Origin of the sequence: Streptococcus equi subsp. zooepidemicus (assembly GCF_015689395.1) — a bacterium.
GTDB classification, from domain to species: domain Bacteria; phylum Bacillota; class Bacilli; order Lactobacillales; family Streptococcaceae; genus Streptococcus; species Streptococcus equi.
Genome location: NZ_CP065054.1, coordinates 1193394 through 1205364, shown reverse-complemented (window position 1 = coordinate 1205364; position 11971 = coordinate 1193394). Strand labels below are relative to the sequence as shown.

The following is an 11971-nucleotide window of genomic DNA, read 5'->3' as shown; positions in this document are numbered from 1 at the left end:
GGGATTTATGACTATTGAACATTATTCAGCTACTGGTAAGGCAGCTATTATGGGGATTTTAAATGTGACTCCGGATTCGTTTTCAGATGGCGGCTCCTATACTAGTGTCGATCAGGCATTGGCACAGGTCGAAAAAATGCTGTCAGAAGGAGCGACTGTCATTGATATTGGAGGCGAGTCAACACGACCGGGCTTCCAATTTGTGCCGGCAGAAGAAGAGATTGCACGTGTTGTTCCAGTCATAAAGGCCATCAAAAAACAGTATGATGTTCTTATCAGCATTGATACCTACAAGACAGAAACTGCTAGAGCGGCCCTTGAAGCAGGAGCAGATATGCTCAATGATGTCTGGGCAGGACTATATGACGGTCAAATGCTAAGTCTAGCCGCCGAATACGACGTTCCCATTATATTAATGCATAATCAAACCAAAGAGGCTTATGCTGATGTTACAAAAGAGGTTTGCAGCTTTTTACAGGCTAGAGCAGCTGCAGCCCTCAAAGCAGGTGTCAAAAAAGAACATATCTGGCTTGATCCAGGATTTGGCTTTGCTAAAAATGTTGAGCAAAATATAGCCTTATTAAAGGGGCTGAGTGAGGTTTGTCAGCTAGGCTACCCTGTTCTTTTTGGGATTTCCAGAAAGCGCGTTGTAGACGCCCTACTTGGTGGCGGCACTAAAGCCAAGGATCGTGACGGGGCTACTGCCGCCCTATCAGCCTACGCTATTAATAAGGGCTGTCAAATGGTGCGCGTGCATAATGTCGGTGCTAACAGGGATATTGTCTCTGTATTGAGTCAATTAAGGTGAGGAATGATGGATAAAATCAGATTAGAGGCCTGTCGCTTTTACGGTTATCATGGTGCCTTTGAGGAGGAGCAGGTCTTAGGCCAAATTTTTGTAGTGGATTTAGAATTATCAGTTGACTTGATGGCTGCCTCTCTTTCAGACTGCCTAGAGGATACTGTTCATTATGGTTTAGTTTTTGAAACGGTACGTCAAATCGTTGAGGAAAAGACCTTTACGCTTATCGAACGTTTGGCTGGTGCCATTTGTCAAGAGCTATTTGCCCAGTTTTTGCCTATTAAAGCGATTAAAATCGCTATTAAAAAAGAAAATCCACCGATTGCAGGCCATTATCAAGCTGTCGGTATTGAATTGGAGAGAAAGAGATGACACTTGTTTATTTAGGCTTGGGAACGAATATGGGAGATAGAGCAGGCTACCTAAAGGCAGCAGTTGCTGCCCTATCTAAGCTACCAGATACTGAGTTACTGAGACAATCCTCTATCTACGAAACTGCAGCCTGGGGAAAAACAGATCAAAATGCCTTTTTGAATATGGCTTGCCAGCTAGATACTAGGCTGACATCAGAAGCTCTTTTGGCAGCTACGCAGGCTATCGAGCAGGCTCTGGGACGAGTTCGTCATGAAAAATGGGGCCCAAGGACAATTGATATTGACCTCTTGCTGTTTGGTGATGAGTTGTATCAATCAGAGACCTTGGTTATTCCTCACCCCTATATGACGCAAAGAGCCTTTGTTTTGATTCCTTTATTAGAGATTGCACCTGATGTGACCTTACCTGGTAGCCAGAAAAGCTTGAGGTCTTACCTTGATGCTTTAGAGCAATCAGATGTAGCCTTGTGGTCACATGAGTATTCAAATAAGTTTTCTTAAACTGTCGTTATTTTTACTAAAATTTGATATAATAGTGCTACTCTTTGCTGATTTTTTGTCTTATATTAAGAAATGATTGAAGAAAGAAGAAGATTATGATAGCTGAACTTGAAGGCATTGATATTCGAGAGAATGAAGCTTTAAAACATTACACCTATACCCAGGTAGGCGGTCCAGCAGATTTCTTGGCTTTTCCCAGAAATCATTACGAACTATCCCGTATTGTTGATTATGCCAATCGCAATCATATTCCTTGGATGGTCCTTGGAAATGCTAGTAATCTCATTGTCCGAGACGGTGGTATTCGTGGCTTTGTTATCATGTTTGATAAGCTCAACGCTGTCCGCCTTAATGGCTATACCTTAGAGGCAGAGGCAGGTGCTAACCTAATTGAAACAACAAAAGTTGCCAAATTTCATAGCTTAACAGGCTTTGAATTTGCTTGTGGCATTCCTGGAAGTATTGGGGGTGCTGTTTTTATGAATGCAGGTGCTTATGGTGGAGAGATTGCTCATATTTTTTTGTCAGCCAAGGTCTTGACACCAGAAGGGAAAATAAAAAAGATCTCAGCAAGAGAGATGGCCTTTGGCTATCGTCACTCTGTCATTCAAGAAACTGGTGACATCGTGATTTCAGCTAAGTTTGCTTTAAAACCAGGTAATCATGACAGTATTTGCCAGGAGATGAATCGCCTCAACCACCTTCGACAGCTCAAGCAGCCCTTAGAGTTTCCCTCTTGTGGATCCGTTTTTAAGCGTCCTCCTGGGCATTTTGCAGGGCAGTTGATTATGGACGCTAACCTAAAAGGGCATCGTGTTGGCGGTGTTGAGGTCTCTAAAAAGCATGCAGGCTTTATGATTAATGTTGCTGATGGCTCTGCCAAGGATTATGAGGACTTAATTGCTCATGTCATTAGGACAGTTGAGCAGGCATCTGGCGTTAGGCTTGAGCCGGAGGTTCGTATTATTGGTGAAAGCCTTTAATGATTGTGTTATCAAAAAAGAAAAATTGTGGAGGATTTATGACAATTGACTAAGCCAATTATCACATTTGACAATGTCTCAAAGACATTTGAGGATAGCGGAACACAGGTTCTAAAGAACATTAATTTTGAGCTTGAGGAGGGGAAATTTTACACCCTGCTTGGTGCCTCAGGATCTGGGAAATCAACCATTTTAAATATTATGGCTGGGCTGCTTGATGCGACCAGTGGCGATATTTATTTAGATGGTGAGCGTATCAATGATTTGCCGACCAATAAGCGTGATATTCACACTGTTTTTCAGAATTATGCTTTGTTTCCTCATATGACGGTTTTTGAGAACGTTGCCTTTGCTTTAAAGCTGAAAAAGGTTGACAAACAGGAAATAGCAAGACGTGTCAAGGAAACCTTAAAAATGGTTCAATTAGAAGGCTACGAAAAGCGATCCATTCAGAAGCTTTCTGGCGGTCAGCGTCAGCGCGTGGCAATTGCTCGTGCGATTATCAATCAGCCTCGTCTTGTCCTATTAGATGAGCCACTTTCTGCCCTTGATTTGAAATTGAGAACAGAAATGCAGTATGAGCTGCGTGAGCTGCAGCAGCGACTGGGCATTACCTTTGTTTTTGTTACCCATGATCAGGAAGAAGCACTAGCGATGAGTGATTGGATTTTTGTCATGAATGATGGTGAAATTGTGCAATCAGGCACACCTGTAGATATTTACGATGAGCCGATTAATCATTTTGTAGCTAGCTTTATTGGTGAATCAAACATCATCAATGGTACGATGATTAAAGACTATCTGGTTTCCTTTAACGGGAAAGAATTTGAGTCAGTTGATGGTGGTATGCGACCCAATGAGTCAGTTGAGGTGGTTATTCGACCGGAGGATTTACAAATCACCCTGCCAGAGGAAGGAAAGCTTCAGGTAAAGGTAGATACACAGCTCTTTCGTGGTGTTCACTATGAAATCATTGCCTATGATGATTTAGGCAACGAATGGATGATTCACTCAACCCGCAAGGCCATTGAAGGAGAAGTGATTGGTTTAGATTTCACACCAGAGGATATTCATATTATGCGCCTCAATGAAACAGAAGAAGAATTTGATGCTCGTATCGAAGAATACGTTGAAATCGATGAGCATGCGGATGGCTTAATCAATGCTATTGAGGAGGAGCGCAATGAAGAAAACCTCTAGCCTCTTTGCAGTTCCCTATTTTTTATGGATTGTCCTCTTTGTTATGGCACCGGTTGCCCTTTTGCTTTATCAATCCTTTTTTGACATCGAAGGACGATTGACACTAGCCAATTACGAGACTTTTTTTAGCTCATGGACTTACCTGAGAATGGGCTTAAACTCTATCTTATATGCTGGTATCGTTACCTTGGTGACCTTTTTGATTTCATATCCCACAGCTTTATTGTTAACGCGTTTAAAGCACAAGCAGCTGTGGTTAATGCTTATTATTTTACCAACCTGGGTCAATCTGCTCCTCAAGGCTTATGCTTTTATGGGTATTTTTGGGCAGCAGGGTGGTATCAATAGCTTTTTAGCCTTTATGGGCTTAGGACCACAGCAAATTCTGTTTACTGATTTTTCCTTTATTTTTGTGGCCTCTTATATTGAGCTACCCTTTATGATTTTGCCTATTTTTAATGCTTTAGATGATATTGATGACAATATTATCAATGCTAGTAAAGACCTGGGTGCCAATGACTACCAGACCTTTTCAAGGGTTATCTTTCCTTTGTCGCTAAACGGTGTTAGAGCAGGGGTTCAGTCGGTTTTTATTCCCAGCCTGAGTCTTTTTATGCTTACGCGTCTCATTGGTGGAAACCGCGTGATTACGCTGGGAACAGCTATTGAACAGCATTTCCTAACAACAGAAAACTGGGGAATGGGCTCAACCATAGGTGTTGTCCTCATAATCGCAATGATTGCAATTATGTGGCTAACAAAGGAGAAAAGTAAATGAAAAAATTTGCCAATCTTTACTTAGCGTGTGTCTTTATTTTGCTCTATATTCCAATCTTTTACTTGATTGTTTATTCTTTTAACAAGAGTGGGGACATGAATGGCTTTTCTGGCTTTACACTAGGGCATTATAAGACCATGTTTGATGATAGTCGCTTGATGGCGATTTTATTGCAGACCTTTGTGTTAGCCTTTACAAGTGCCTTGCTTGCAACCATTATCGGGACCTTTGGGGCGATTTTTATTCATCAGAGTAAAAAGAAGTACCAAAATGCGATACTGTCTGCAAATAATGTGTTGATGGTTTCCCCTGATGTGATGATAGGTGCCTCTTTCTTGATTCTCTTTACGTCCTTGAAATTTCAATTAGGAATCCTCTCGGTTTTGATGAGTCATATTGCTTTTTCCATTCCGATTGTGGTCTTAATGGTGCTTCCTCGGTTGAAGGAAATGAATCAAGATATGATTAATGCAGCTTATGATCTAGGAGCAAATCACTTTCAAATGCTAAAGGAGGTTATGCTTCCTTATCTGACACCGGGCATTATCGCAGGCTACTTTATGGCCTTTACTTATTCCTTAGATGATTTTGCGGTGACCTTTTTTCTAACAGGAAATGGCTTTACAACCCTGTCTGTTGAGATCTATTCGCGTGCTCGAAGGGGTATTTCATTAGATATCAATGCCTTATCAACGATTGTCTTTTTGTTCTCAATTCTATTAGTCATTGGCTATTATTACATTTCACAGGACAAGGAGGAAAAGCATGCGTAAGCTATACTCTTTTTTAGCGGGAATTATCGGGGTTATCTTGCTGCTTGCGACCCTGTCCTTTATTTTGCAGAAAAAAACGAGCTCTGCTAGTCAATCTGATAAGCTGGTGATTTATAACTGGGGTGATTACATTGATCCCGCTTTGCTGAAAAAATTCACTAAGGAAACCGGTATCGAGGTTCAGTATGAGACCTTTGATTCCAATGAAGCCATGTACACCAAGATCAAACAGGGTGGAACGACCTATGACATTGCTGTTCCGAGTGATTACACGATTGACAAGATGATTAAGGAAAAGCTTCTTGTTAAGCTAGATAAGTCCAAGCTTGTTGGTCTAGATAACATTGGTCAGGAGTTTTTAGGAAAAAGCTTTGATCCGCACAATGATTATTCCATTCCTTATTTTTGGGGAACGGTAGGCATTGTCTATAATGACCAGCTGGTGGATAAGGCTCCTATGCATTGGGAGGATTTATGGCGGCCAGAATACCAAAATAGTATCATGCTAGTTGATGGTGCTCGTGAGATTTTAGGTGTTGGATTGACCACATTTGGCTATAGCGTTAACTCAAAGCATCTAAAGCAGCTTGAAGTAGCTGAAAAAAAACTACAGGCCTTAACCCCTAATGTAAAAGCAATCGTCGCTGACGAGATGAAGGGGTATATGATTCAGGGTGACGCTGCTATTGGTGTTACCTTCTCAGGAGAGGCTAGCGAAATGCTGGACAATAACGACCACTTACACTATGTTGTACCATCAGAGGGCTCAAACCTTTGGTTTGATAATCTGGTGCTTCCCAAAACAATGAAGCATGAAAAGGAAGCCTATGCCTTCATCAACTTTATCATGAAGCCGGAAAATGCAGCACAAAATGCTGAATATATCGGCTATGCCACACCCAATACAAAAGCGAAGGCTTTATTGCCAGATGATATTAAAAATGACCCAGCCTTTTACCCAACTGATGAGACCGTTAAAAAATTAGAGGTTTATGATAATTTAGGCTCTAAATGGCTGGGTATTTACAACGACCTTTACCTACAATTTAAAATGTATCGAAAATAAGTCATGTAAGACTGAAGGAGCTATTCATTTGAAGGCTTCCTCAGTCTTTTTTTAGCTTGGTCTGGTCTCAATCATCTCATGAGATTAAAAAGAACTAGAATCTTGCTTCTGTCTTTGATACAATAGTAGTGGTTTATCAAAATGAAAGAGATGACAAAATGGAAAATCATAAAAACGAGTTTACCTTTTCCAAACACTCAATCATAGCTTACGTTTGGCGGGGCATTTTAGTCGGAATAATTGCTGGAGCTATTGTCAGTTTGTTTCGCTTATTGATTGAGATGGTTAGTGAGGCTGTTGTTGGCTATTATCACCAAGCTCACAGCAATCTCATGCTCCTTGTTCTGATAGCAGGCTTTAGCTTATTAGCTGTTTTTTTAGTTGGTCTTTTGGTCAAGTCTGACGCCAACATTAAAGGCTCTGGTATTCCACACGTCGAAGGGGAGCTAAAGGGCTTGATGTCACCCAATTGGTGGAGTGTGCTTTGGAAAAAATACCTTGGTGGAACAATTGCCATTTCTATGGGTTTAATGCTGGGAAGAGAAGGCCCTTCTATACAATTAGGGGCTATGTCAGCTAAAGGCTTAGCTAAGTACCTGAAATCTAGTCGTCTAGAAAAACGCGTCTTGATCGCTAGTGGAGCAGCTGCTGGCTTATCAGCTGCTTTTAATGCGCCTATTGCAGGACTGCTTTTTGTTGTTGAGGAGATTTACCATCATTTTTCAAGATTAGTGTGGATCACTGCCTTGGTTGCAAGCCTTGTTGCGAACTTTATTTCGTTGAATATTTTTGGCCTTAGACCTGTTTTGGCTATGCCTAAGGCAATGCCCTTTCTTGCTTTAAATCAATATTGGCTGCTCTTAATCTTAGGTCTTGTACTTGGCTGCCTGGGCTTTCTTTATGAAAAGGTCATTTTACATTTTCATAGGATTTATGATTTTCTTGGAAAGAGCTTGCACCTAGCGCCACATTTTTATGGGCTGATTGTTGTTGCTATTATCCTGCCGATTGGCTATTATTTGCCACAGCTATTGGGCGGAGGTCATGGCTTGATTATGTCCTTGTCAGAGCAAAAGCTACCACTGTTGACTGTTCTTGCTTACTTCTTTATTCGATTTTTAGGGAGTATGTTTAGCTATGGCAGTGGCCTGCCTGGAGGAATTTTTTTGCCTATTCTAACCTTAGGTGCCTTGTCCGGAACTATTTTTGGATTGACCTTTCAGCAAATAGGACTGTTAGATCACCAGTTGATTCCTCTCTTTTTAGTATTGGGAATGGCAGGCTACTTTGCTGCTGTATCAAAGGCCCCTTTGACAGGAATGATCTTAGTGACTGAAATGGTAGGGGACTTGAAGCCTTTAATGGCCATTGCTGTTGTGACCTTCGTGGCTTACTTGGTGATGGATTTGTTAAATGGTCAGCCTATCTATGAAGCAATGCTAGAAAAGATGGCCATCAAACACCCAACAGATCTGGTGGAGCCCACTCTGATTGAATTACCTGTGAGTGAGAAAATTGCAGGTAGATACGTCCGAGACTTAAGGCTGCCTAAAAATGTTTTAATTACAACGCAGATCCATCATAAGAAATCACAAGTCGTCTCAGGTGATACGCTATTGATTTCAGGTGCTACGATCTTTTTGGTGGTCAATGAAGCTGATACAGGCTTTGTTCGAGAGGTCTTGATGTAGAGCAAGGACGGTTAAGCAGTCAGCAGTAGCTGTGCTACCGATCAAAGAAGCAGATCAGTGCTTTTTCTCGTCTGATGAAAGCTTGATTTGCTTTTTTTGTGTCATTGAGCCTGTTGTAGCAAGAGACATAGCCTTAGCAGTCGTATCTGATGAATACCTGCTGTCTTTTTGTTATACTTAAGTATCAATCAAAGGAGCTTTATATGCTAGAAGTTATTTCAAAAGAGCTGCGCCATTACCAAAAGAATAAGCTTGCTGCCTATCAAAAAAAGAACCAAGGCGTAGAGGCTGGTGGAATTGTTTTTGCTGGTGATTCGTTAATCGAATTTTTCCCGCTAAAAAAATACTTCAAACAGGTTTCAACCATTTATAATCGCGGAATTGCAGGGATAGACAGTCAGTGGTTGCTAGAGCATATTGACAGTCATGTGAATGATCTGGAGCCCAGTCATGTGTTTATCCTGATTGGCTGTAATGATATTGGGCTTGGCTTTGATCAATCGCATATCGTATCGACCATTGTTGATCTTATTAGTCGTATTCGCAGTCAGTCTATTTATACTAGGATTAGCCTTCTGTCTATATTGCCGGTTTCTGAAAATCCTGCCTATCAGGCGACTGTCAAGCTAAGGACAAATAGGGCTATTGATGAGATTAATCAAGCATTAGCAATGATACCAGCGATTGAATTTATTGATCTTAATGCCTGCTTAAAGGACGAGACTGGTGGCTTAGCAGCTGCTTATACGGTAGATGGCATTCATCTTAATGCCCTTGGCTATGAGCACTTAGCTCAAGCTATTAGTCCCTATCTATGAAAGGTAAAGGCTGGAGCTGCTAATTTGTAAGGGATCTTTAAAAACCAAGCGCTGATGAATCCTCATTGAATCCCTTCAGAGTGCCGATAGGCTGCACAATAAAAGAAGCATTAGGTTTATACTGCGAGAAAATCAGCCATTGGGCTAGAAGTCTCAAAGCTTAGCTGTAGTAATTGGGTGCGAGCTACTGTTAGCTTGTGCTGATCAAGTAGCATCGTAAGGAAGGGCTGAGCCTTTAAGCTCAGATAATGTTAGACTTTTTATCCTATATTAAACGATTTAGTGTATAATAAACAGGAAGGAGTTAAAATGAAATTTGAAAAAAAACAAGTCTTTTATGTTGTGCTTGCCTTTGTTCTTTGCTATGCTATTCAAGCTAATTGGGATAATGGGGCTAATATTGTCACAACCGTTTATAAGACAAGCCTGCCCTTTCTTTATGGAGCAGCAGTCGCCTATATTGTTAATATTGTCATGAGTGCCTATGAAAGAGCGTATACTTATACCCTAAAGCCCTTTCCTTTTGCCATGAAGGCTAGAAGAGGGCTCTGTATGCTTTTGGCATATTTTACCTTTATCAGCTTGATTGTGTGGATTATTTCTATTGTAATCCCCGATTTGATTGCAAGCATTAGCTCGCTAACGCAATTTGATACAAGAGCTATCAAGGAGGTCATCAGTGATTTAGGTCACAATAAGCTGATTGCGCGTGCCATTAATTACATTGGTGGAGACGCTAAGCTGACAGAAACAATTACCAACTATAGCCAGCAGCTGCTCAAGCAATTTATAGGTGTTCTAACTGGTATTTTAACATCGGTGACAGCAGTTGCCTCAGCTATTATCAATGTATTTATCAGCTTTGTCTTTTCCCTGTATGTGCTTGCTAGCAAGGAAGAGCTCTGTCAGCAGGCAACCACCTTAATTGACACCTATACTGGTAAATACGCAAAGACCATTCATTATTTAGTGAGCTTGTTGCATAGTCGTTTTCGTGGCTTCTTTGTGAGTCAGACGCTTGAAGCAATGATTTTAGGCTCCTTGACTGCCATTGGCATGTTTATCCTACAATTACCCTTTGCAGGAACTATTGGAGTCTTGGTTGCTTTTACTGCCTTGATCCCTGTTGTTGGTGCCTCAATAGGTGCTGCGATAGGCTTTGTTTTGATTATGACTCAGTCAATGTCGCAGGCAGTAGTCTTTATTGTCTTTCTCGTTATACTACAGCAAATCGAAGGAAATTTTATTTATCCCAGAGTTGTTGGTGGGTCTATCGGGTTACCAGCTATGTGGGTCTTAATGGCAATCACCATTGGTGCAGCCCTCAAAGGCATTGTTGGTATGATCGTTGCAGTGCCATTAGCGGCAACGCTTTATCAAGTGGTAAAGGATCATATCCATAAAAAGCAGGCCTTACAAGATCGTCAGTCCAACTAATCAACAGCATTAAACCAAGGAAAACGTCTATCACAAGACCGATTCCTTGGCTTTTTTATTACCCTGTCATCATTTTGTCTGATTTATTGTGTATGGCCTTATTTTTATGCTGTAGTAAGGAAAAAAGCCGTCTTATTTATCGAATATCATTAATGGAGGTAATAAGATGTATTCCATCAAAACTGATCATGAATTAATGCCTAGAGAGCGTTTGATTCGACTGGGTCCAGAAAAGCTAAGCAATCAAGAGCTACTAGCGATCCTACTTAGGACAGGTAACAAGGAAAAGCATGTCTTAGAGTTGTCTGCTTATTTATTGTCAAGCTTAGATAGTCTAGCTGACTTGAAGAAATTTTCTTTACAAGAACTACAGCGTTTATCTGGGATAGGAAAGGTCAAGGCTATTGAAATTAAGGCCATGCTAGAGCTGGCAGACCGTATTCAGATAGCAGGGCAAGCAGTGGCAGCACCTGTCCTATCCAGTGCTCAGGTAGCTGAAAAAATGATGATTGAATTAGGAGACAAGCAGCAGGAGCATTTAGTCGCTATTTATCTCGATAGTCAAAATAAAATTATTGAAGAAAAGACGATATTCATAGGAACTGTCAGAAAATCAATTGCAGAGCCTAGAGAAATTCTCTATTATGCATGTAAAAATATGGCGACTAGCCTTATTGTTGTTCACAATCATCCCTCAGGCCTGACCAAGCCAAGCGCAAATGATTATCATTTCACAGAAAAAATAAAACGATCATGTGATTATCTAGGACTTATCTGCCTAGATCACATCATCGTTAGTAAGCATGGCTACTATAGCTTCCGAGAAAAATCAGATTTATTTTGAGCTAGAGGCTATGGATAAACCAATCAAAAAGCTTTAGGTCTTCTTCTCTAATAGCCTGAAGCAGCTCTGGGTGCCACTGGACACCAAGAAAGGGAATGTCAGGATTGCAGGAGACAACAGCCTCGATAGTGCCATCGTTAGGATCCCTTGCAATCACTCTTAAGTCCTTTGCGACCCGCTTTAGGCTCTGGTGGTGAAATGAATTAATCAATGCTCTTGGACCATAGATAGGGTATAAAGGTGAAGCTTTTTCGACCACTATCTCCTGTGATAAACAATCAGAAGCAGTCTTTTGCCAATGGCCATCAATGTGCTGGTTTAGACTGCCACCTAGAGCAACATTCATTAACTGCATACCGCGGCAAATACCTAAAATCGGTTTTTTCTGCGCTAGGGCTTCTTTAATGATGGCTAGCTCAAAAATGTCACGCTGGGGTGAAAAATCACCATCAAGTGCAGCTCTTTTTTCATGATAATATTTAGGATCAACATGCTGACCACCAATAAGAATGATTTTATCAACCATTGCGACATAGGATTTGGCAGCTGCCTCATCCCCAATCGGAAGAAGTAAGGGTAGGCCACCAGACCTTGTCACAGCCTCGATGAAGCCTGTTGGAGCATAGGACCAGGGCAGGTTATCTAGAGCCTTGGTCACCCTTTGGTTGGCAGTTATCCCAATAATTGTTTTAGACACGACCTTC

General features: G+C 41.2%; 13 protein-coding genes. 12 read left to right on the top strand and 1 reads right to left on the bottom strand.

Annotated features, from left to right (window positions below):
- Nucleotides 1–7: 7 nt before the first annotated feature.
- The 12 genes from folP to radC all read left to right on the top strand — a co-directional run bounded on the left by folP (nucleotide 8) and on the right by radC (nucleotide 11267).
- Nucleotides 8–808, top strand: a complete 801-nt coding sequence (folP, locus tag I2432_RS05750) for a dihydropteroate synthase (RefSeq protein WP_043039002.1) — start codon at nucleotides 8–10, stop codon at nucleotides 806–808.
- A 6-nt stretch (nucleotides 809–814) separates the two neighbouring features.
- Nucleotides 815–1174, top strand: a complete 360-nt coding sequence (folB, locus tag I2432_RS05745) for a dihydroneopterin aldolase (RefSeq protein WP_012677900.1) — start codon at nucleotides 815–817, stop codon at nucleotides 1172–1174.
- Nucleotides 1171–1677, top strand: a complete 507-nt coding sequence (folK, locus tag I2432_RS05740) for a 2-amino-4-hydroxy-6-hydroxymethyldihydropteridine diphosphokinase (protein ID WP_043053123.1) — start codon at nucleotides 1171–1173, stop codon at nucleotides 1675–1677. The genes folB and folK overlap by 4 nt, the downstream gene beginning before the upstream one ends.
- A 95-nt stretch (nucleotides 1678–1772) precedes the next feature.
- On the top strand, nucleotides 1773–2660 hold the full coding sequence (gene murB, locus I2432_RS05735) for a UDP-N-acetylmuramate dehydrogenase (RefSeq protein WP_126436739.1): 888 nt from the start codon (nucleotides 1773–1775) through the stop codon (nucleotides 2658–2660).
- A gap of 45 nt (nucleotides 2661–2705) precedes the next feature.
- Nucleotides 2706–3860: an ABC transporter ATP-binding protein gene (locus I2432_RS05730; RefSeq protein WP_206158659.1), complete on the top strand. Its 1155-nt coding sequence runs from the start codon at nucleotides 2706–2708 to the stop codon at nucleotides 3858–3860.
- Complete coding sequence (locus tag I2432_RS05725) at nucleotides 3844–4638, top strand: ABC transporter permease (RefSeq protein ID WP_206158658.1); 795 nt, start codon at nucleotides 3844–3846, stop codon at nucleotides 4636–4638. The genes I2432_RS05730 and I2432_RS05725 overlap by 17 nt, the downstream gene beginning before the upstream one ends.
- Nucleotides 4635–5411, top strand: coding sequence for an ABC transporter permease (locus tag I2432_RS05720; protein ID WP_206158657.1), 777 nt, complete (start codon nucleotides 4635–4637; stop codon nucleotides 5409–5411). Before I2432_RS05725 ends, I2432_RS05720 begins: the two co-directional genes overlap by 4 nt.
- Nucleotides 5404–6477 carry an ABC transporter substrate-binding protein gene (locus I2432_RS05715; protein ID WP_012515676.1) on the top strand — a complete coding sequence of 358 codons (1074 nt, stop codon included), beginning with the start codon at nucleotides 5404–5406 and terminating at the stop codon, nucleotides 6475–6477. The genes I2432_RS05720 and I2432_RS05715 overlap by 8 nt, the downstream gene beginning before the upstream one ends.
- Before the next feature lie 158 nt (nucleotides 6478–6635).
- Complete coding sequence (locus tag I2432_RS05710) at nucleotides 6636–8168, top strand: ClC family H(+)/Cl(-) exchange transporter (protein WP_206158656.1); 1533 nt, start codon at nucleotides 6636–6638, stop codon at nucleotides 8166–8168.
- 203 nt (nucleotides 8169–8371) lie between these two features.
- The gene (locus tag I2432_RS05705) at nucleotides 8372–8986 is read left to right on the top strand and encodes an SGNH/GDSL hydrolase family protein (protein ID WP_012677907.1); all 615 of its coding nucleotides are present in this window, start codon (nucleotides 8372–8374) and stop codon (nucleotides 8984–8986) included.
- A 309-nt stretch (nucleotides 8987–9295) separates the two neighbouring features.
- Nucleotides 9296–10423 carry an AI-2E family transporter gene (locus tag I2432_RS05700; RefSeq protein WP_115250978.1) on the top strand — a complete coding sequence of 376 codons (1128 nt, stop codon included), beginning with the start codon at nucleotides 9296–9298 and terminating at the stop codon, nucleotides 10421–10423.
- 166 nt (nucleotides 10424–10589) lie between these two features.
- Nucleotides 10590–11267, top strand: coding sequence for a RadC family protein (radC, locus tag I2432_RS05695; RefSeq protein ID WP_206158655.1), 678 nt, complete (start codon nucleotides 10590–10592; stop codon nucleotides 11265–11267).
- 1 nt (nucleotide 11268) lies between these two features.
- On the opposite strand, the gene I2432_RS05690 is transcribed toward radC, so the two are convergent.
- Nucleotides 11269–11964 carry a gamma-glutamyl-gamma-aminobutyrate hydrolase family protein gene (locus tag I2432_RS05690; RefSeq protein WP_042670686.1) on the bottom strand — a complete coding sequence of 232 codons (696 nt, stop codon included), beginning with the start codon at nucleotides 11962–11964 and terminating at the stop codon, nucleotides 11269–11271.
- Between the last annotated feature and the right edge of the window lie 7 nt (nucleotides 11965–11971).

Coding starts and splice junctions, on each gene's coding strand:
- I2432_RS05715 (WP_012515676.1), top strand. CDS start 5,404: ATGCGTAAGCTATACTCTTTTTTAGCGGGAATTATCGGGGTTATCTTG.
- I2432_RS05705 (WP_012677907.1), top strand. CDS start 8,372: ATGCTAGAAGTTATTTCAAAAGAGCTGCGCCATTACCAAAAGAATAAG.
- I2432_RS05720 (WP_206158657.1), top strand. CDS start 4,635: ATGAAAAAATTTGCCAATCTTTACTTAGCGTGTGTCTTTATTTTGCTC.
- folK (WP_043053123.1), top strand. CDS start 1,171: ATGACACTTGTTTATTTAGGCTTGGGAACGAATATGGGAGATAGAGCA.
- radC (WP_206158655.1), top strand. CDS start 10,590: ATGTATTCCATCAAAACTGATCATGAATTAATGCCTAGAGAGCGTTTG.
- folB (WP_012677900.1), top strand. CDS start 815: ATGGATAAAATCAGATTAGAGGCCTGTCGCTTTTACGGTTATCATGGT.
- murB (WP_126436739.1), top strand. CDS start 1,773: ATGATAGCTGAACTTGAAGGCATTGATATTCGAGAGAATGAAGCTTTA.
- I2432_RS05725 (WP_206158658.1), top strand. CDS start 3,844: ATGAAGAAAACCTCTAGCCTCTTTGCAGTTCCCTATTTTTTATGGATT.
- I2432_RS05700 (WP_115250978.1), top strand. CDS start 9,296: ATGAAATTTGAAAAAAAACAAGTCTTTTATGTTGTGCTTGCCTTTGTT.
- folP (WP_043039002.1), top strand. CDS start 8: ATGACTATTGAACATTATTCAGCTACTGGTAAGGCAGCTATTATGGGG.
- I2432_RS05710 (WP_206158656.1), top strand. CDS start 6,636: ATGGAAAATCATAAAAACGAGTTTACCTTTTCCAAACACTCAATCATA.